Origin of the sequence: Dialister sp., assembly GCF_036343215.1 — a bacterium.
Classification (GTDB): domain Bacteria; phylum Bacillota; class Negativicutes; order Veillonellales; family Dialisteraceae; genus Dialister.
In genome coordinates this window covers 1-19,142 of sequence record NZ_JAZASU010000008.1, presented here as the reverse complement: position 1 = coordinate 19,142, position 19,142 = coordinate 1, and the positions used below count along the sequence as shown (strand labels likewise).

18 protein-coding genes are annotated in these 19,142 nt (G+C 48.4%); 12 read left to right on the top strand and 6 right to left on the bottom strand.

The window, feature by feature from the left end; translation table 11 throughout:
• The first annotated feature begins 4 nt into the window (after positions 1–4).
• Positions 5–1,984 (top strand): TRAP transporter permease, encoded by a 1,980-nt coding sequence (locus tag VZT47_RS03645; protein ID WP_330223618.1) that lies wholly within the window; start codon positions 5–7, stop codon positions 1,982–1,984.
• Positions 1,985–2,109: 125 nt separating this feature from the next.
• Positions 2,110–3,051: a glycosyltransferase family 2 protein gene (locus tag VZT47_RS03640; protein WP_330223617.1), complete on the top strand. Its 942-nt coding sequence runs from the start codon at positions 2,110–2,112 to the stop codon at positions 3,049–3,051.
• 113 nt (positions 3,052–3,164) lie between these two features.
• On the opposite strand, the gene VZT47_RS03635 is transcribed toward VZT47_RS03640, so the two are convergent.
• The 5 genes from VZT47_RS03635 to VZT47_RS03615 all read right to left on the bottom strand — a co-directional run bounded on the left by VZT47_RS03635 (position 3,165) and on the right by VZT47_RS03615 (position 8,298).
• A complete protein-coding gene (locus tag VZT47_RS03635) occupies positions 3,165–3,575 on the bottom strand; it encodes a GtrA family protein (RefSeq protein WP_330223616.1) in 411 nt (136 codons plus the stop codon).
• Between the two features lie 76 nt (positions 3,576–3,651).
• Entirely contained in the window at positions 3,652–4,341 is a 690-nt protein-coding gene (locus VZT47_RS03630) for a uracil-DNA glycosylase (RefSeq protein WP_330223615.1), read from the bottom strand.
• 16 nt (positions 4,342–4,357) lie between these two features.
• Positions 4,358–6,121 (bottom strand): ArnT family glycosyltransferase, encoded by a 1,764-nt coding sequence (locus VZT47_RS03625; protein WP_330223614.1) that lies wholly within the window; start codon positions 6,119–6,121, stop codon positions 4,358–4,360.
• Positions 6,122–6,124: 3 nt separating this feature from the next.
• On the bottom strand, positions 6,125–7,714 hold the full coding sequence (locus VZT47_RS03620; RefSeq protein ID WP_330223613.1) for an ArnT family glycosyltransferase: 1,590 nt from the start codon (positions 7,712–7,714) through the stop codon (positions 6,125–6,127).
• Positions 7,711–8,298: a DedA family protein gene (locus VZT47_RS03615; protein WP_330223612.1), complete on the bottom strand. Its 588-nt coding sequence runs from the start codon at positions 8,296–8,298 to the stop codon at positions 7,711–7,713. The genes VZT47_RS03620 and VZT47_RS03615 overlap by 4 nt, the downstream gene beginning before the upstream one ends.
• A 494-nt stretch (positions 8,299–8,792) precedes the next feature.
• Between VZT47_RS03615 and VZT47_RS03610 the strand changes: the two genes are divergently transcribed.
• The 3 genes from VZT47_RS03610 to VZT47_RS03600 all read left to right on the top strand — a co-directional run bounded on the left by VZT47_RS03610 (position 8,793) and on the right by VZT47_RS03600 (position 11,568).
• Complete coding sequence (locus tag VZT47_RS03610; RefSeq protein WP_330223611.1) at positions 8,793–9,587, top strand: basic amino acid ABC transporter substrate-binding protein; 795 nt, start codon at positions 8,793–8,795, stop codon at positions 9,585–9,587.
• Positions 9,588–9,764: 177 nt separating this feature from the next.
• Positions 9,765–10,580, top strand: a complete 816-nt coding sequence (locus VZT47_RS03605; protein WP_330223610.1) for a substrate-binding periplasmic protein — start codon at positions 9,765–9,767, stop codon at positions 10,578–10,580.
• A gap of 187 nt (positions 10,581–10,767) precedes the next feature.
• Complete coding sequence (locus tag VZT47_RS03600; protein WP_330223609.1) at positions 10,768–11,568, top strand: substrate-binding periplasmic protein; 801 nt, start codon at positions 10,768–10,770, stop codon at positions 11,566–11,568.
• Between the two features lie 42 nt (positions 11,569–11,610).
• Here the strand turns inward: VZT47_RS03600 and VZT47_RS03595 are convergent, their stop codons facing one another.
• The gene (locus tag VZT47_RS03595; RefSeq protein ID WP_330223608.1) at positions 11,611–11,838 is read right to left on the bottom strand and encodes a hypothetical protein; all 228 of its coding nucleotides are present in this window, start codon (positions 11,836–11,838) and stop codon (positions 11,611–11,613) included.
• A gap of 272 nt (positions 11,839–12,110) precedes the next feature.
• Here VZT47_RS03595 and sufC point away from each other — a divergent pair, with 272 nt between their 5' ends.
• The 7 genes from sufC to VZT47_RS03560 all read left to right on the top strand — a co-directional run bounded on the left by sufC (position 12,111) and on the right by VZT47_RS03560 (position 18,808).
• Positions 12,111–12,854, top strand: a complete 744-nt coding sequence (sufC, locus tag VZT47_RS03590; protein WP_330223607.1) for a Fe-S cluster assembly ATPase SufC — start codon at positions 12,111–12,113, stop codon at positions 12,852–12,854.
• Positions 12,855–12,856: 2 nt separating this feature from the next.
• Positions 12,857–14,269, top strand: coding sequence for a Fe-S cluster assembly protein SufB (gene sufB / locus VZT47_RS03585; protein ID WP_330223606.1), 1,413 nt, complete (start codon positions 12,857–12,859; stop codon positions 14,267–14,269).
• Positions 14,270–14,278: 9 nt separating this feature from the next.
• On the top strand, positions 14,279–15,322 hold the full coding sequence (locus VZT47_RS03580) for a SufB/SufD family protein (RefSeq protein ID WP_330223605.1): 1,044 nt from the start codon (positions 14,279–14,281) through the stop codon (positions 15,320–15,322).
• Positions 15,319–16,551 carry a SufS family cysteine desulfurase gene (locus tag VZT47_RS03575; RefSeq protein WP_330223604.1) on the top strand — a complete coding sequence of 411 codons (1,233 nt, stop codon included), beginning with the start codon at positions 15,319–15,321 and terminating at the stop codon, positions 16,549–16,551. Before VZT47_RS03580 ends, VZT47_RS03575 begins: the two co-directional genes overlap by 4 nt.
• A complete protein-coding gene (gene sufU / locus VZT47_RS03570; protein WP_330223603.1) occupies positions 16,551–16,997 on the top strand; it encodes a Fe-S cluster assembly sulfur transfer protein SufU in 447 nt (148 codons plus the stop codon). The genes VZT47_RS03575 and sufU overlap by 1 nt, the downstream gene beginning before the upstream one ends.
• Positions 16,998–17,373: 376 nt before the next feature.
• Positions 17,374–18,351, top strand: coding sequence for an ABC transporter substrate-binding protein (locus tag VZT47_RS03565; RefSeq protein WP_330223602.1), 978 nt, complete (start codon positions 17,374–17,376; stop codon positions 18,349–18,351).
• 73 nt (positions 18,352–18,424) lie between these two features.
• Positions 18,425–18,808 (top strand): hypothetical protein, encoded by a 384-nt coding sequence (locus tag VZT47_RS03560; RefSeq protein ID WP_330223601.1) that lies wholly within the window; start codon positions 18,425–18,427, stop codon positions 18,806–18,808.
• Positions 18,809–19,142 lie beyond the last annotated feature (334 nt).

Here is a 19,142-nt window from a genome sequence, read left to right as displayed (position 1 = left end):
CACATTGGCTGATTTAGAGAAAAAAGAGACTGGCGCAGGAGCCCCGCCGGCTGAGGGAGAGCTCAGCGAGGACCTGCAGGCCAAATTAAAGGCTCTCGACAAAGAATCAAATACGGCAGATTATACAGGCATCTGTGGAACCATTATTTCCATCATCTGTATCTGCTTTTCCCTCTTTCAGATTTATACCGGTATCTTTGGCGCCAGGGACGCCATGATCCAGCGCTGTATCCATCTTTCTTTCGGCATCTGCCTGGTTTTCCTGCTCTGCCCGACTAAGAAATCCTGGATCAAAAACGGCCGGTTCAATCCTCTTGACGTGATTCTGGCCATCCTGGCCATGATTCCGCCGATTTACATCCTGGTCAATTACCAGGCCCTGATCCTTCGCGCCGGTACTGTTACACCGACCGATGCGATTATCGGGACTCTTGGCATGCTCATGGTATTGGAAGCTGCCCGCCGTATCGTAGGCCTTCCGATTGTTATCGTAGTTGTATGCTTCCTGGCTTACGGGTTCCTCGGACCTTACATGCCGGGGCCTCTGGCGCACAGGGGACTGACCATCAACCAGATGGTAGGTCATATCTTCTTTACTACGGAAGGTGTTTTTGGTATTCCGCTGGGCGTATCGTCCACATTTATTTTCCTCTTCATCCTCTTCGGCGCCTACCTTGAAAAGACAGGGCTTGGCAAATTCTTCATTGATATCGCCAATGCCATTGCCGGGTGGGCTTCCGGCGGTCCTGCAAAAGTAGCCGTTATTTCCTCGGCTCTCCAGGGGACCATTTCCGGTTCTTCCGTAGCAAACGTTGTAGGCTCCGGCTCCTTCACCATCCCGATGATGAAGAAACTGGGGTACCACAAAAACTTCGCGGGTGCCGTAGAAGCAGCAGCTTCTACCGGTGGTCAGCTGATGCCTCCTATCATGGGTGCCGCAGCCTTCCTGATGGCTGAATTTGTCGGCGTACCTTATATGGAGGTCGTGAAGGCAGCTGTTGTTCCGGCCATCCTTTACTTCCTCGGCGTATTCCTGGGCGTTCATTTCGAAGCCAAGAAAAACAACCTGAAAGGGACTCCGAGAAGCCAGCTTCCGCCCTGGGGCGAAATCATGAAGGAAGAAGGCCATCTGGCTATTCCGCTGATTGCTATCATCGGTCTCCTGGCTTCCGGCTACACCCCGATGAAGGCAGCTCTGGCAGGTATCTTTATTTCCATCCTTACCGCCATGCTCCGCAAGAATACCCGGATGAGTATTCCGGATATTGTGGATGGCCTTGTCAAAGGTGCCAGAGGCGCTCTGGGCGTCATCATTGCCTGTGCATCGGCCGGCATGATTATCGGGATTGTCACAAAAACCGGTGTAGGTTTGAAACTGGCATCTGCCCTCGTCACTGTGGCAGCAGGTAACTTTATGCTTCTCCTTGTCTGCACTATGCTGACATCCCTGATCCTTGGCATGGGCGTTCCGACGACGGCAAACTATGTCATCACTTCTACTATTGCAGCCCCGGCCCTCATTCAGCTGGGTGTACCGATCCTGGCTGCTCACATGTTTGTATTCTACTTCGGCATTATCGCCGATATCACTCCTCCGGTAGCCCTGGCGGCTTATGCAGGGTCCGCTATTTCCGGCGGTGATCCGCTGAAGACCGGTGTCAATGCTTCGAAACTGGGTATCGCGGCCTTTATCATACCTTATGTATTCGTCCTTTCACCATCCATCCTTGGCATAGGGGCTACATTCCTGAATGTTACTTTTACGACCATTACTGCCCTCATCGGTATGACTGGTATTTCCGGGGCCATGATCGGCCAGTTCTATACGAAAGCCAATCCTCTTGAAAGACTCATTCTTCTTGCCGGTGGTTTGTGCCTGATCGATCCGCACACTTTGACCGATATCATTGGGATTGCTATTCTGGCCGGCATATTTGCTCTGCAGTACTTCAGAGCCAAGAAAGCAAAAGCTGCTGAAGGCTGAGAAATTTTTACTAAAAAACTGCTCCATGAAATGGGGCAGTTTTTTAGTGCAGAATTTTCCACAAGGGTCTCCAATTTTTCCAAAATAGAGTACAATAGAAATAACTATATTTTGGGAGGTAAGACATGGATCGGATTGCCGTGCTCGTTCCCTGCTGGAATGAAGTGCTTACGATAGAAAAAGTGGTGAAGGATTTTAAAAGGGTCCTTCCGGAAGCAGTGATATATGTATATGACAACAATTCCACCGATGGCACGGCAGAACTTGCCATCAGGGCGGGAGCCGTGGTAAGGCATGAATACCGTCAGGGGAAGGGAAATGTGATCCGCTCCATGTTCCGGGATATCGATGCGGACTGCTATGTCATGGTGGATGGGGACGATACGTATTCTGCAGAAAACGCCAGGGACATGGTGAATCTGGTACTGGAAGGAAAGGCGGATATGGTCATCGGCGACCGGCTGTCTTCCACCTATTTTGAAGAAAATAAAAGACCTTTTCACAATTCCGGAAACGTCCTGGTGCGGCGGTTTATCAATATGTTCTGGGGTGAAAATGCCTGTGAAATCAAGGATGTCATGACTGGGTACCGTGCCCTTTCGCCTATGTTTGTGAAGACGTTTCCCATCCTTTCGAAAGGTTTTGAAATAGAAACGGAAATGACCATCCATGCCCTGGACAAGAACCTTCTCCTTGCCAATGTACCCGTGACCTACCGGGACCGGCCGAAGGGAAGCGTTTCCAAACTCCATACCTTCCGTGACGGCATCAAAGTGCTCAAGACAATCTTTATGCTCTATAAAGACTACCGGCCGCTCCGGTTCTTCTCCATCACAGCTCTTCTTCTGGCCTTTATTTCCCTCATTCTTTTTATTCCTGTTTTTCATGAATACATGGTCACCGGCCTCGTGCCAAAGATGCCGACTCTCGTGACATCCGGATTTTTCATGATGGCCGCTCTCGTTTCTTTCGGTATCGGTCTTGTGCTGGATACGGAAGTGAAGAACGCCAGAAAAAATCTGGAAATACAGATGAATATGATTCGCATACTGCTCAGGAAATCGTAGAAGTGATTTTCCGAAATCGGGGTTCCAATTTTCATGATAAAAACCGTCAGTGGAAATTTTCCATTGACGGTTTTTGTGTGATGAATGATGGCTGACAACTGACGGCTGATTTTTTACTTTTTTAATATATACCGTTTCGTAAAATAATTCCAAATCATGACAATAGCAGAAGCAATCACCTTGGCAAACATATACCAGATTCCGATGATATCAATAAAGAACCACATGACCAGCTGGTTGATTCCAAGGCCCATGATGGAAGTGAGGATGAAGAAAAACATCTGCCGGCCCGATTGGTTTTCGGCGTGGAAAACCACATAGACGCAGAGAATGTAATTTACGATGAGGGAAATGGTAAAGGCAATGGGGGCGGAAATCAGGGGATCGAAGCCCACGAATTCCGTCAGGGCAAAGAGGAGGAAATATTCCAGAACGAAACAGGAACCGCCTACCACGAGGAAGCGGAAAACTTCCCAGAATCGTTCTGTGGAGGGGAAAAACTTTAAAATGATTTTATCCAGCATGTAATGACCAGCTTTTTATGAAAATGGCTAATAGGTAATGGGTAATGGGTAATAGCTAATAGCTAACGGCCAACTGCTATTTCATCGCTTCCCTGAGCTGCGCCCGGAAGATATTTGCTCCTCCATTGGCAGGATGGCGAAGCCCGGTAACCTGAAAACCTGCATCGGTCAGCGTGGTTTCGCTCTTTTTGCCGATGGCGAAGATGGGAAGGAAACCGGTAATTTCCATGAGTTCCTTTGTATAGGAAAGGCCGATAGAGAGTTCCTCATCGGTGGGCGTGCGGTTGGTAAGGAGATTCCCTTTCTTGTAGGGGTGGAAGGGGAAAATGTTCCAGAGAATGAATTCATCCGGACCAAGACCTGCTTCGAGGCAGGCTTTCCAGACGACGGAATCCGTGGGTTCATTGAACCCTTTTTCCACCTGGGTGGTTTTGGTGATGAAGGGGCTGTCAGTCCTGCTGGTGCGCCGGCCCTTCCGACCCAGAATCATTTCACTGTTTACCGCAGGATGGAAATTTAATATCATCCGCTCGCAGGTCATGGCGATTCCTGAGAACTGACCGCCCTGGTAGCCGCAGGCTTCGGCGATGAGAAGGATTTTTGCCTTTCCCAGGCGGCGGGAAAAGTAATCTTTGAGGTTATTTCTGCGAATCGAAACGGCATCGGCCACTTCATAGTCCGGATTGGTATCATTCCAGGGATTAAAGGTATTTTCTCCTTTAAATTCTATGAGATGTTTCATGAAACAGGAAAAGTCTTTTTTCATGGCTGCCTCTTTTCTGTCAATTCTTCGAAGGATCCGGTTTGGGCGGGAGGGTCCCGTTTTCCCGGTCCTTTTCCATTTCATCCTGAATTTTTTCTTTGGCTTCTTTGAAAGAATCGGGCACATCTTCTTCCAGGGTCATGATATAGATGGTACCGTTGATGAACTGCTGCACCGGCATGAAACGATGCTTAAAGAACCAGAGATTAAAGTATTTCTCATCACTCTTTGAAACGAAGAGAAATATGGGGGTGGCCTGGTTTTGATACTTTTCCATGAATTCCTGATCGGAAATAGAAGGCATTACGTATTTCTCATTCCAGAGAGGATTTCGATTTTCCTCATTCACCGGCGGCGGTACAAGACGGGTGGCAATTTCGCCGGTGTAAAAGGTGTAGCCCGCCGGATAGGAACGGAAGAAATAGTGCTCTCCCTTCCTTTCGTAAATCTCCGGCGCCGTAGCCACGGCAGAGCGGCGGGGAAGGTAATGGGGCAGTCCTTCCATCATGAGGCAGAGAAAAACGGAAGCCGTGACGGCAGCCATAATGGTGAGCCTTCTGCCGGAATTCTTTTTCCAGCGGATGAGGAGGGCAAAAATGGCATAGGCAATGACCACATAGAGCACCCACCAGGAACCTTCTTTGATATAGAAAGAACCGGCCAGGGCGATGACGAGGAAAAGGAAAAATCCGATGGCTGCCGTGACAGAGGGCCATTTTTCTCCTTCCCTGATTTTGGGTGCTGAAAGGGCGGCAAGGATAATGGCAGGAACTGTGGCAATATAGGTATAAGTCACGTATTTCGTAGCCATCAGGGTATAGAAAAGAATAGTTCCCCAGCACCAGACCATGAGGAATTTATAGAAAGGGATTTTTTCTTTCCACCCTTTCACCATTTCATAGAAAGACGTAAACGTCCAGGGGAGAAGGGCTGCCGGCAGGAGGACAAGATAGTAATACCAGTGATTGTCTTCGGGATGTTCCGAAGAGGTGGCACGGACTACGTTGTGAAGACCCAGGAACTGGGTTACGAAATCACTGCCATGGATGATGTACATTCCCCCATACCAGGGAAGGACCACGAGGAAAAAGGCAAGAATGCCCTGCCAGGGGAAGAGGCGGAGTGCCATTTTTCCTGATTTCATGGAAATACACCAGAAAAGAAGAAGCGCTCCCGGAAGGACCAGTCCTACGGGCCCTTTGGAAAGGCAGGCAAGACCGGCGGCTGCATAGGCGATGACGAAATGCTTTTTATTTCTTTCCATCACTCCGATATAACCGGAAAGCATAGTGGGAATGGTGAAGAGGAGCAGCATGCTGTCCGTAATGATGGCATGGGAAATGACCCAGAATTCCAGGGACAGACCCAGCATGGCGCCGGACCAGGTGGCAATGATATTGTCTTTTTTGATCCGGATCATGTACCAGATGAGGAGCATCACGGAAAGAGCGCCGCAGAAAACAGCGGGGAGCCTGGAGGCTAAATCCGTAAAACCCAGAAGGGTATAGGAAATAGACAGAAGCCAGTAAACCATGATGGGCTTGTCATACCAGTAAGTCCCGTAAATCTGAGGGCTCATCCAGTCTCCCGAGAGCACCATTTCTTTGGCGGTCAAGGCATAATTCGACTCTACCGGATCTGTCACCGGGAGAAGCCAGCTTCCCCAGAGGAGGAAGATGAAGGCGGTAAGGAAGAAAAAGAAAAGAGTAGCAGGCGTATTCGATTTTCTGGAAATATTTTCGGCAGAGGCCGTTTTTTTGTTTCTATGTCTTGTGCTGCTCAAGTGTCAGCCTCCTGTTTTGAAAAATACGCAGGCCGTGTCTTTTTCCCAGAGAAGGTGAAGATCCTTTTTCTCTGATTCAGGCCAGTTTTTGAGGACTTTTTTCTGGACTAAAACATAGGCGGTATCGGGAAGGGTTTCCTGATCCTTTCCGGGGAGGAGGACCCCTTTTTCTTCATTCCTTTCATCCACCGCTTTTTTACGCACATCAAATTCCGGCAGCGCTTTACCGTAAATACCGGTATAGAAGGCCACTGACGGCCGATAAAAGGTATCGATATAAATGGGAATAGAAGGGTCTTTTTCCATCACTGCAAAGTCTTCAGCAATCACTTTGGAAGTGAATTTGGAAGAAACGGATGGGGCAAAGACACCCCATACGGAAATGACGAAAATAAGGATCAATGCACCCTGGGAAATCATGAAATGACGGAAATATCCTTTCTTCAGATTCCATGCCGCATAGAGAGCGGCAGCCGACATGAAAAGGACGACCCCAATTCGCACGGGAAGTCCTCCCAATGGTTCCACAGGAGCGAGAGCAATGGCTGTGGCGGAAGCAAAGGCAAAAATGAGATGGAATGCCAGGAAGGTCTTTGAAAAATGACCGGTTTCCTCACAGTCCGTCATGTATTTTCCTGCCAGCAGGGAAAGGGGCGGGAACATGGGGAGAATGTAAGAAAAAAGCTGGGTAGAGGAAATGGAAAAGAAAACAAAAATAAAAGCGGCCCAGACCATGAAGTAGGCAAGGACTTGATCTTTAAACCATGCTTTTGCTCTCCGGCAGATGCCGGGAAGGGTCCCGCACCAGGGATAGAAACCGGCCAGCAGCACCACGATATAAAGCCAGTAATGGTTCTGCCCCGCATGTTCCGGACTGGTGAAACGGGTGATATTGTGGTAGCCCAGGAAGGTATCGATGAAAGCATCGCCATGGAGCATGCCCATTTCGATATACCAGGGAAGACCCACGAGACAGGCGAGAGGGATTCCCCAGTACCATTTGAGGCCCAGGATACCTTTCAGATTGAACTGTCTCGTAAGTATCATCCAGATTCCCACGATAAGAGCAGGAAATCCAAAGCCGATGGGACCTTTGGCCAGAAGTGACAAACCACAGGAAATATAGGCCAGGAAATATTCTTTTCGGAGAAAGCTCATGAGTGCCAGAGTCAGAGTAAAGGTCAAAAGCGTGTCGGTGACGCTGGATCGTGCCAGGACAATAATTTCAAGGGAAGAGGCACAAATAAAAGCTCCCCGGAGGGCAGCCTTTTCACCAATCAGTTTTCTGGAACTGAGATACAGATAGACCGGAGTCAGGGCACCCAGGAGAACCGATGGAAAACGGGCTGACCAGGTGGACAGGCCGAAAATGGAAAAGGAAATGGCCTCCAGCCAGTAGAAAAGGGGCGGCTTGTCATACCAGAAATCCCCATAAATGCGGGGAGAAATCCAGTCCCCCGTGAGAAGCATTTCCCTGGCCGTTTCCCCATAAACCGGTTCATCAGGATCCAGAAGCGGTATGAGACCGCAGAAAGTGCCATAGAGGAGGAGGCAGAATATAAAAAGAGAGATACAGTTTTTATTGATTTTCATTTAGACTTTCTTTTGTGATACAGATAATACCCGCCGGCCACGATGGCGGAGATCAGGATGCAGACAGCGGCGATTTCCCATTTATAATCGAGAAGCAGACGCCAGTTATGACCCAGAATGGAACCCATGTAGACGAGGAAAATTGTCCAGGGCACGGTACCCAGAATGGTAAGAAAAATGAACTGGCCCATGGGAAACTGAGCGATGCCGGCAGGAAGGGAAATGAAAGTCCGCACGCCGGGGAGGAGCCTTCCCGTGAAAATGGCGATGGCTCCATAATTTTCAAACCAGTCCCTGGCGGCAATCATTTTCTTTGCCCCCAGGCCTCCTTTGGCCGTATGCTTCAGGATGAGATCCCTTCCGCCATGGTAACCCATGTAGTAGGACCCCACGGAACCGACAATACCGGCAAGGGTTCCGATGATGACCGTAGGCCAGAAAGAAAATATTTCCTGGGATACAAGAAATCCTGCGAAGCCCAGGATGATTTCGCTGGGGATGGGGACATTCATGTTTTCCAGCACCATGCAGATGAAAAGCGCCAGATAACCCCAGTCCGAAAGAAAAGTAATAATCAGTTCCATAAGTACCTTTTGCCCGGCTGGCGGGACTTTCAAATCCATATGTGATTCTGCGATTAAAGTAAATCGGGAAGTGTATCTATTCATTATGCAGAATTTATAAAATATTAAATTCGCCCCTTTGAGGACTCGTATATAAAATAATAGCATGACAAAGAATCGGGGTCAACGAAATCTGCCCTCTTTATATGTAATAGATTTTAAAAGAAATGGAATTTCAGGGAAATGGGCTATATGATTTCGCCTTTTCAGGGGGAATAAAAATATTTGCAGAATCGCAATATACTCTTTAAAATCAATTGACAGTTATGCAGAAAATTGATAAAATATGCATAGCTTGTATAAAGATACTGAAAATACAGAAATTCTGTTGGCTCTTGGGCATCGATGGGAGAAATGGGAAATCATCCGTATTTCTCAGCAGCTTTATTTCAGCGGAGGGACAGGATAAATATACAGGACCCTTCGCAGGGGTAATGAATCTGGAGATGATCGTTATGATGGGTACAAAACTGAAAATCGCACTGGCTATGGGCGCTATGGCAGCTACTCTTCTGGCAGCAGGCTGCGGCGGCGGAGACAAAAAAGCTGCATCTTCTGCAGCAGGCGGAATTCCGCCGGTGATCCGCGTTGGCTCCGAAACCACCTATCCGCCATTTGAATTCACTGAAAATGATAAATATGTAGGCTTCGACCTGGATCTCACGGATGCCATCATTAAGAAAATGGGCAGCAAGATGGAATTCAAGTCCATGGGCTTCGATGCATTGATTCCGGCAGTTCAGGCAGGTCAGATTGATATTGTTGCTGCAGCCATGAATGCTACTCCGGAAAGAGCAAAGACCGTTGCTTTCTCTGATCCTTACTACACCGATGCCGGCTATACCATCATTGTCAAGAAAGACAATACGTCCATCAAAGACTGGGCTGATCTGGCAGGCAAGAAAGTGGGTGCTCAGGTAGGCACCGATCAGGTCAACGTTGCCAAAGAAGCCAAAGCAGCAGAAGTAAAACAGCTGGATACCAACTCCCAGGGCTTCATGGAACTGCAGGCAGGAACCCTTGATGCTTTCGTCATTGATAAACCGGTAGGCCTCTACTATCTCCACAAGGGCGCAGATAAAGACCTGAAGGCAGTAGGCAGCCCGAAAGCCGGCGAACCTCTGGCACTGGCTATGAACAAAGACAAGAAAGAACTGGTAGCTGCTGTCAATAAAGCATTGAAAGACCTGAAAGCTGACGGCACCTATGACAAGATTTACGCCAAATGGTTTGGTGAAAAGAAGAAATAATATTTCTTCCATTTAAGAAATAACGAGACCGTGAGACAGGATTTCCTGTTTCACGGTTTTTGTGTGCTTTACTACTGTTCCCAATTAAAGGAACACATTCCATTTGCCAATCGGCGCCGGTCTCTATATAATGAAGAAAAATGGAGACAAATTCATATTTTCCAATGGAGGTACTCTATGAATCACTGGACGAAAGCAGGCGCAGCCATCCTGGCACTGACCGTTCTCGGCACTATGGCAGGCTGCGGCGGAGAGAAAGCTTCTTCATCTCCCGCCAAATCGGCGCCGGTCAAAAAAGAACTGAAAGTCGTCTGCAATGCCACCTATCCGCCTTTTGCCTACAAAGATGAAAAAGGAAACATCACAGGATTTGACGTGGACATCACCAGAGCAGTAGCCAAAGAGCTGGGAGCAGAAGTCGTTTACGAAGCCCTGCCTTTTGACAAACTTATTCCTGCCCTGACAGACAACAAGGCCGATATTGCCGTTTCCGCTGCAGATATGACGAAAGACCGTCAGGAAAAAGTCAATTTCAGCAATATTTACTACAGCAAGGAAAGCGTATCCGTCCTGGCCGGGAAAGATGACAATGAGATCAAATCTCCGGAAGACCTGAAAGGGAAGAAAGTAGCCGTCCAGAAGGGGACCCTCTATGTGGAAACCGCGAAACGATGCGGGGCGGAAGTGAAAGAGTATGATTCCCATGACCAGATCATCAAAGCCGTAGAGGATAACAAGGCCGATGCCCTCATCCTCGATAAACCGGTAGCCCGTTTCTATCTCGCTCACGGAGCTTCGGACAAACTGAAACAGGCGGCCATTCTTCCCGGGAGCGGCGGATTTGTCATGCTCCTGAACAAGAAGGATGAAGGCCTCCAGAAACAGGTCAACGATGCCCTGGACAAACTCATGAAGAATGGGGAATACGACAAGATTCATGACAAATGGTTTGCCGATGAAAATGCGGATAAAGCGCCGGCCATGAAGAAATAAATATGAAAAACCGTGAAAGCCATGGCCTTCACGGTTTTTTGATGGGAATCATTCCGAACTATAAGAATATAAAATTGAAAAATTAAAGAAATAAAAGTATATGTTGAAATCATAGAAAACCTCCTATATAGTAGAGCCATATGAACACGTTTCATGACTGCTTGATTTCAGAACAGGAGGAAATCAAATGAATAAAAATTGGAAAATGGCTCTTTTACTGCTTGCTGCTGCAGGCTCCCTGACGATCGCAGGCTGCGGGGAGGCGCCAAAGAAAGAAGCTTCTCAGTCTTCCTCTTCCGGAAGGGTTCTCACCGTAGCTACGGAAGGTGACTATGCGCCCCTTTCTTTCAAAGATGAACATGGCCATGTGGTGGGTTTCGAATTAGACCTTGCCAAAGCAGTGGCAAAGGAAATGAATGCGGAAATTAAAGTGGAAACCATGCACTTTGGCGAAATCATTTCTGCCGTGAAAAGCAAAAAAGTGGATATGGGGATTTCCGCCATTTCCATCAGGGATGAGAGAAAAAAACATGTCACTTTCTCCGATCCTTACTATAAAATGAGCGGCTACTCCATCATCGTGAAAAAGGACTCCGGCCTTCGCGGGGAAGGGGCCATTAAGGGGAAGACGGTGGCAACCCTGCAGGGAAGTACCAGTGAAGCAAAAGTAAAGGAAATGGGCCCAGCCAAAATCAAATCCATGGGCGATTACAATCGCGTTTTTGATGCCGTGGAAAAGGGAGAAGCCGATGCAGGGATTACGGATGAACCGGCTTCCATCTATGGCCTGAAAGCAGGAAGATCCTCGAAACTCACCATTGTGGGACTCATTCCGGCGGAAGATAACTTCGGTATTGCCGTTTCGAAAGATAATCAGAAACTGGCGGACGAAGTCAACAAGGCACTGAAGAAAGTCATGAGCGACGGCACCTATGATGCCCTTTCACAGAAATGGTTCTTCAAAGATAAAGCGGTAGAAAAGAAATAAATAGACAATCAAAAAAGGACATCCATCGATGTCCTTTTTTGATTATCTTCTGTATCCGCATCCGCAGCCCCGATAGGGCCGGCAGCCATCCTTTCTTTCATAGCTCTCACAGCCATAGGTTTCATTCTGCCTGCTTTCTTCGGAATAGCAGTAACCGCCCTGGGCGCCATAACAATATTCATTTTCATCCGCCTTGTTTTCGGCAAATACGCCAAAGCCGCCCAGGGTGATGAATCCTGCCGCGGCAGCAATCAGTAATTTCTTATTCATGGGGAGATCTCCTTTTTCTTTTATTTTATCATTTCTTTAAAGAACAGGGAAAACCGGAGGGATAGAAGTTGTGCTTTTTTCAGGAAAAGGGAAAACTTGACTTCATATAGAAAAAGCTAGATAATTAATTTCGGGGATTCCATTTAAACAAAACTCTTTTTTCTTTTCGGGGCCCTGTATTTACATATAGAGATAAATACAGTAAAATGGAATAAGCTTTTAATTGTATACGTCGAAAGGCGCATGCAGATTACAATATATGAGGTGATCAAATGAGCGAATTACTTCGCGTGGAAAATCTCCACGTATCTGTAGGCGGGAAAGAACTCCTCCACGGCATTAACCTCACCGTGAACACGGGGGAAGTCCATGTCATTATGGGTGTTAACGGGGCAGGCAAGTCGACGCTGCTTCATGCCGTCATGGGAAATCCGGTCTACAAAGTCACTGAGGGACATATTTATTTCGAAGGGGAGGAAATTACAAACCTTTCCGTCGACAAACGTGCCAGACTTGGCATTTTCCTTTCTTTCCAGAACCCTATTTCCGTGGCAGGGATTACCATGGAAAATTTCATCCGCACAGCCAAGACCACCATTTCCGGCAAACAGCAGCGCCTTTTCCCTTTCAAGCGTCTCATGAAGAGCAGAATGGAAGATCTGGCCATGGACCCTTCCTATGGGGACCGGTATCTCAATGACGGTTTCTCCGGCGGCGAGAGGAAAAAGAGTGAAATTCTTCAGATGCGTATCCTGGACCCGAAGCTGGCCATGCTGGATGAAACCGATTCCGGTCTGGACGTGGATGCAGTCCGCATCGTATCGAAGAATATTTCCGCATATCACAATGAAAACAATTCCATCCTCATCATTACCCATCTGAACCAGATCCTGAAATTCATCAGGCCTGAATTCGTTCACGTCCTCATTGACGGGAAATTCGTGAAAGAAGGGGGACCGGAACTGGTGGATGAGATCGAAACCAATGGTTTCGATGCCTATCGCAGCGAGGTGTGACCATGGCTGAGGAAAAAGTAAGAAGCCAGGTCGAAGATGTCAATCGCAGCATTTATGACGTGAAGGACAAGGTGGAATTCTCCTACAAAGCGGACAAAGGCCTCAATGAAGACATTATCCGCCAGATTTCCGCCGAAAAAGAGGAACCGGAATGGATGCTGGAGAAGCGGCTGCAGGCTCTTAAAATTTACAATAAGCTCGATATCCCGCCCTGGGCGCCGGATATTTCCGAGCTGGACATGGAGCACATCGATACCTATGTGCGTCCGAAGACGGACATGAAAGCCCGCTGGGAAGACCTTCCCGAGAACATCCGGGATACTTTCGACCGGCTGGGCATTCCGGAAGCGGAAAAGAAATCGCTGGCCGGCGTGGGCGCCCAGTATGACTCCGAAGTGGTGTACCACAATATCCAGAAAGAGCTGGAAGAACAGGGCGTCATTTATGTGGATTTCGAAACGGCAGTGAAGAAATACCCGGAGCTCATCAAGCCTTATTTCGGAAAACTGATTACTCCCAGTTATCATAAATTCGCGGCCCTCCATTATGCCGTATGGTCTGGCGGCTCCTTTGTCTATGTGCCAAAGGGCGTTCATGTGAAAATGCCCCTCCAGAGCTATTTCCGACTCAATGCGCCGGGAGCAGGCCAGTTTGAGCATACCCTGATTATCGTGGAAGAAGGGGCCAACTGTCACTTCATCGAAGGCTGTTCGGCACCCCGTTACAATGTGGCCAACCTTCATGCAGGAGCCGTAGAGCTTTATGTGAAGAAGGGAGCCTCCCTCCGCTATTCCACCATTGAAAACTGGTCCAAGAACATGTACAACCTGAACACCAAGAAATCCCTGGTGGAAGAGGACGGCCACATGATCTGGGTTTCCGGTTCCTTTGGTTCCCATACGTCCTGCCTCTATCCGGATACGGTGCTGAAAGGCGACCAGTCCACCTGCGAATTTACGGGCATTACCTTTGCCGGGAAGGGACAGTTCCTGGATACGGGCTCCAAAGTGGAAGCCCTGGGAAAGAACGTCTCCATGACGGTGAATTCCAAATCCATTTCAAAAGCCGGAGGCATTGCCATTTACAGAGGCGTTGTCTATATCGGACCGAATGCAAAGGGCACGAAGGGTTCCATTTCCTGTGAATCCCTGATGCTGGATAATGAATCCAGATCCGATACCATTCCGGATATCATCATTGAAAACGATGACATCGATCTGGGCCATGAAGCAAAGATCGGCCGCATTCCGGATGAAGACATTTACTACCTCATGAGCCGCGGCCTTTCGGAAGAAGATGCCAAGGCCATGCTGGTCCGGGGCTTTGCGGAACCTATTTCCAAAGCGCTCCCCCTGGAGTATGCAGTGGAAATGAACCGTCTCATCGATCTTGAATTTGAAGGCGCTATAGGCTAAGGAGGGCATATGGAAGAAATCAGAATCAACCGGCTGCCTCTCCTCACGTACCGTTATCTTCATACGAACGATACGAAAGTGGACTTTGAAGCGCCGAAGAATGGAAATACACCTGCCTTTTCCGATATTTCCTACGTATCCGAAGGAGGAAAGCTTCCGGACTTTTTCCGTGGCGCTTCCCCGGAGACCGTAAAAGCGCTGGAAAAGGGCAGTCATTATACGATTACCATTCCTGCAGGGGTGAAAGCAGATCTGACCATTACCCTTTCAGGAAATACGGAAAATCCCGACTTTGCGGCTGCCTTCCTTTTCAAGCTGGAAGAAGGAGCAGATCTCAATCTCATATACCGCATGGAAGGAAAATACGAGGGCACTTCTCTTGCTGCTGCTTATTATGAGCTGGATAAAAATGCAAATCTTAAAGTGTCCCGTCTTGTAAGCGGCCTCAAAGGTGCGAAGATTTTTGACCAGCGCCATACGGTGCTCTCTGAAAACGCGAAAGCCGACTTTACGGCGGCCGAACTGGGCGGAGAAAATATTTACATCCACAGCTATGGAAAACTCCTGGGAAATCATTCCCAGATGTTTGAAAGGGTCCTCTATGCAGGCAAAGGCAGCCAGCATCTGGACTTTTTCTACCACATCGATCATGTGGGACAAAAAACAAAAGCAGAAATCGACGTGAAAGGCGCCCTGGATGACACGTCAAAGAAAATTTTCCGGGGAACCCTGGACTTCAAGAAAGGCTGCAGCGGTTCCGTGGGGGATGAAGGCGATTATGCCATCCAGCTTTCCCCGAAAACGAAGAATATTTCCCTTCCTCTTCTTCTCTGCACGGAAGATGACGTCCAGGGCAATCATGCATCCAGCGCAGGCCAGCTGGATGGAAATACCATTTATTTCCTTATGAGCCGCGGCTTCTCCCTGGAAGAAGCAAGAAGAATCGTCATTGAAGCCCTCATCCGTCCGATTATCGATCAGATGGATGAATCGGTGAGAGAAGAAGTACTGAGAGAACTCAGAGAAAAACTGGATTCCAAGGAGATTAAATGAACAGTGAACTGATCAGGAAAGATTTTCCTATTTTCAATACAGAAGTGGGCGGTCACAAAGTGGTGTACTTTGATAACGGCGCCACCACCCAGAGACCGCTCCCCGTGATTCAGGCGGTCATGGACTATGTGACCCATCAGAATGGCAATCCTCACCGGGGAGCCCACGTCTTTGCCATCGCCGCATCCGAAGCCTATGATTCTTCCAAGGAAGTGGTCCGGGACTTCATCCACGCGAGAAGCGAAAGAGAAATCATTTATACGAGAAATACCACGGAATCCCTGAACCTGGTGGCCCGCTCCTGGGGAGAAACCCATGTAAAGGCAGGGGACCATATCCTCATTACCATTGCGGAACACCATTCCAATCTCGTCACCTGGCAGCGGGTGGCTGAAAAGACGGGAGCCATTCTTGACTATATCTATGTAGACAAAGAAACCGGTCATTTCCCGGAAGAAGAACTGAAAAAAATTGACGATCCCAGAGTAAAGATTCTTGCCTTTGCGCAAGTTTCCAATGTGCTGGGCATCGATTTTGATCCGAAACCCCTCATTCAGAGGGCCCATGCCCACGGAGCCATCGTAGTCCTCGATGGAGCCCAGTCCACTCCCCATAAACCGGTGGACGTACAGGATCTGGACTGCGATTTCTTCGCTTTCTCCGGACACAAAATGTGCTCCATGGGAGGCATCGGCGTCCTTTATGGGAAAGAAGAACTGCTGGAGGAAATGGAACCATTCCTCCGGGGCGGAGATATGATCGACGTGGTAGAAGAACAGCATACCACTTTTGCCGAACTTCCGGCTAAATTCGAAGCCGGCACCCAGTATGTGGAAGGGGCAGTTTCCCTCGTAGCAGCCATCAAATATATCCAGGCAATCGGCTTTGATGAAATCCGGGCCCAGGAAAGAAAACTGGTCACCCGGTGCCTGGAAGGCATGAAAAAGCTGCCTTTCATCCATATCATCGGGCCGAAGAATCCGGAAGAAAAAGAAGGACTCATCGCCTTCACCGTGGAAGATGTCCATCCCCATGATGTGGCACAGATTCTTTCCGCTGACGCCATCTGCATCCGCACAGGCCATCACTGCGCCGAACCGCTTCATAAATACCTGGGCATCAACGCGACCTGCCGCGCTTCCTTCTATTTCTACAATACGGAAGAAGAAGTGGACTATTTCCTCGAAAAGCTGAAAAACGTCCGGAAAGTGATGGGGTATGACGACTGATGGAACTGAAACAGCTGTATACGGACCTCATCCTTGAATACAACAAGGACAGGACCAACAAGAGAAAAATCGCCTGCCCCACCCTCCATGAACATGGACACAATCCGAGCTGCGGCGATGATATCGATATCGAAGTGATCGTGGAAAAGGGCATCATCAAAGACCTGGCCTATACGGGCACAGGCTGCGCCATTTCCCAGGCCTCCACAGCCATGATGGCCGAACTTCTGCGGGATCGGACCGTGGAAGAAGGACTCCGTCTCTGCCGCCTTTTCCTCGATATGATCCGGGGAAAAGTGACCGATGAGTCAGCTCTTGAAGAGCTGGAAGCAGCCATTACGCTCAAAGATATCTCCAAGATGCCGGTCCGCGTCAAATGCGCCACCCTCGGCTGGCATACCCTGGAAATGGCTCTGGAAAAAGAACTGAAAAAAGAAGGGAAATAAGATTTATTCAACATATAGCCGGCTCTCTTTTGGGGCCGGCTTTGTGCTGTCGTGATTCGTGGCTCGTGACTCGTGGCTCGGATTTAGCGAAACTTTAGAAGAGTTCCTTTGGTGTCATATGGCAATTTCGTTCCTGCTCCCTTTGAGGCCGGTTTTGGGCTGTCGTGGTACGTGATTCGGATTTAACAAAACTTTCGAAGAGTTTCTTTGGCGTTACATGGTAATTTGTCTCCGGCTTCCGTTTGGGAGTCGTTTTTCGCTGTGTGATTCATTGTGCGGTGTATTTCAGTGGGGCATTTGACAGATGAGAGAAGAAATATAATAATTAAATTATAATTATTTTCATGATTGATGAGAATGAATCACTGGAGTGCATATGAATCTGTTTCTGAAAAAGGTTTTCCTTTTATTTTCCTGCCTGCTGATGGTCATGGTTTCCGGCTGCGGAAGCGGGAGAAAGGCGGAGGGGACGAGGGTCATTACGGATGATCTGGGCCGGGAGGTGCGCCTTTCTCTCCATCCTTCCCGCATTATTTCCCTGACCTATGGGACCGACGAAATCCTGCTGGGGCTGGTGGATATTTCCAGGGTGAAAGGACTTTCCCGGTATGCGGGAAACGGGGATATCACTTTTACCACGAAAGAACAGGCAGAAAAAGTAGGAAATAAAGTGGATACGAATCCGGAGACCATCCTGGTCCTGAAGCCGGATCTTGTCATCGCTTCCACTTCTGTGCCCTCCGATACGCTGGAAGTATTGAAGCATTCGGGAATTCCCTTGTATACGTCCCTCATTGCGTCCAACTGGGAAGAAATGGAAATCAAGGTGCGGGGCGTGGCGAAAGCGGTGAATGAAGAAAAAGCAGGAGAAGCCATGGTTTCTGAAATGAATCGGAAAAGGCAGGCCCTGGATGAAAAACTTTCCGTCATTCCAAAGGAAAAAGAGCGGACCGCCCTGGCCCTGTCCTTCCGGGGCATCCTGGGGAAGAAAGGCACTCTTTTCAGCGAAATCCTTTCCATGGCTCATGTGAGAGACGGAGCAGCAGTCTATGACGTGCCCAGGGGGACCAATGCCTATCTCTCCAATGAAATCCTTCCCGAGATCATTCCGGATATCCTCCTCATGCCGGTATGGAAAGTGAAGGAGGGGGACAATGAAAATGAATTTGCCAGGGAACTTATGACAAATCCTGCCTTTCAGGACGTAAAGGCAGTGAAAAATCATGAGCTGGTCCGTTTCCCTGAAAAATACAAGTACGTCATGAGCCAGCATATCACCGATGCCATGGAAGCCGCTGCAAAAGCGGTTTATCCGGAACTCTTTGAGGACTCCTTGAGCTCCGGCGGGAAATAGAAATCACTTTTCGGTTGCCCCATTTTCCTTTCTGGTCCATAATAGATAAAGAATCTTTATGGAAGGTGAAGCTATGCAGCACAGTTATGTTTTTGACGTAGTGGCAGTGGGCATCTGCCTCTGGTTTATCAAATCCTATATCCTTGGCATCTGCCATACGAAGGAAGAAAAATTCATTCATGATGAAGCGCCGAGATGGCTTCTCTGGCTGGTGACCGTCATCGTTTGTATTTCTCTTCTGATCCTGGTATCAGCGGATGTGGGACTCCTTCCGATTCCCGTAGACAGCGTCTATCGCGTGGCCGTAGCAGGATTCCTCATGTGGCTCGCCATGGCCCTTTATACGAAGTGGAACTGGGGGATTTCCCTTTCTGATAAAGAAATCAAAAAGAGAAACAACCGCCAGATGATTATGATTTTATTTCTGATGTTCTTCCTCGCGACGACACTGAAATGACTGGTTAGCTGTTAGTCCGAAAGCCAACTTTTTTGTGAGATGACTTTGATTTAGAAAGTTATCAGTTCGCAGTCTCCCACCCCTGCGGGCAGCTGTATTTCCAAATGATTGCACAATCTTCAGATAAATGAAACCCAAGCGGACCCGCCCGAATGGGAACACTGATAACTATAACGCAAAATAGCCGCCCATCACATGGTGATGAGCGGCTTTTAAGCACGAAAACAAGTCCTCCTGTAAATGAAGGACTGGAAGATAGAGCCGGGTTCCCAGAATTCCGGGACATACTGATCAATCGGCAGCAGAAATCGTAATGGGCGTATGCTTCTCGTGA

What these genes read in the sequence shown, in the direction of transcription:
- sufU (WP_330223603.1), top strand. Translation starts at nt 16,551, where the DNA reads ATGGAACTGAAACAGCTGTATACGGACCTCATCCTTGAATACAACAAG.
- VZT47_RS03605 (WP_330223610.1), top strand. Translation starts at nt 9,765, where the DNA reads ATGAATCACTGGACGAAAGCAGGCGCAGCCATCCTGGCACTGACCGTT.
- VZT47_RS03635 (WP_330223616.1), bottom strand. Translation starts at nt 3,575, where the DNA reads ATGCTGGATAAAATCATTTTAAAGTTTTTCCCCTCCACAGAACGATTC.
- VZT47_RS03620 (WP_330223613.1), bottom strand. Translation starts at nt 7,714, where the DNA reads ATGAAAATCAATAAAAACTGTATCTCTCTTTTTATATTCTGCCTCCTC.
- sufC (WP_330223607.1), top strand. Translation starts at nt 12,111, where the DNA reads ATGAGCGAATTACTTCGCGTGGAAAATCTCCACGTATCTGTAGGCGGG.
- VZT47_RS03565 (WP_330223602.1), top strand. Translation starts at nt 17,374, where the DNA reads ATGAATCTGTTTCTGAAAAAGGTTTTCCTTTTATTTTCCTGCCTGCTG.
- sufB (WP_330223606.1), top strand. Translation starts at nt 12,857, where the DNA reads ATGGCTGAGGAAAAAGTAAGAAGCCAGGTCGAAGATGTCAATCGCAGC.
- VZT47_RS03580 (WP_330223605.1), top strand. Translation starts at nt 14,279, where the DNA reads ATGGAAGAAATCAGAATCAACCGGCTGCCTCTCCTCACGTACCGTTAT.
- VZT47_RS03640 (WP_330223617.1), top strand. Translation starts at nt 2,110, where the DNA reads ATGGATCGGATTGCCGTGCTCGTTCCCTGCTGGAATGAAGTGCTTACG.
- VZT47_RS03560 (WP_330223601.1), top strand. Translation starts at nt 18,425, where the DNA reads ATGCAGCACAGTTATGTTTTTGACGTAGTGGCAGTGGGCATCTGCCTC.
- VZT47_RS03575 (WP_330223604.1), top strand. Translation starts at nt 15,319, where the DNA reads ATGAACAGTGAACTGATCAGGAAAGATTTTCCTATTTTCAATACAGAA.
- VZT47_RS03615 (WP_330223612.1), bottom strand. Translation starts at nt 8,298, where the DNA reads ATGGAACTGATTATTACTTTTCTTTCGGACTGGGGTTATCTGGCGCTT.
- VZT47_RS03595 (WP_330223608.1), bottom strand. Translation starts at nt 11,838, where the DNA reads ATGAATAAGAAATTACTGATTGCTGCCGCGGCAGGATTCATCACCCTG.
- VZT47_RS03630 (WP_330223615.1), bottom strand. Translation starts at nt 4,341, where the DNA reads ATGAAAAAAGACTTTTCCTGTTTCATGAAACATCTCATAGAATTTAAA.
- VZT47_RS03610 (WP_330223611.1), top strand. Translation starts at nt 8,793, where the DNA reads ATGATGGGTACAAAACTGAAAATCGCACTGGCTATGGGCGCTATGGCA.
- VZT47_RS03600 (WP_330223609.1), top strand. Translation starts at nt 10,768, where the DNA reads ATGAATAAAAATTGGAAAATGGCTCTTTTACTGCTTGCTGCTGCAGGC.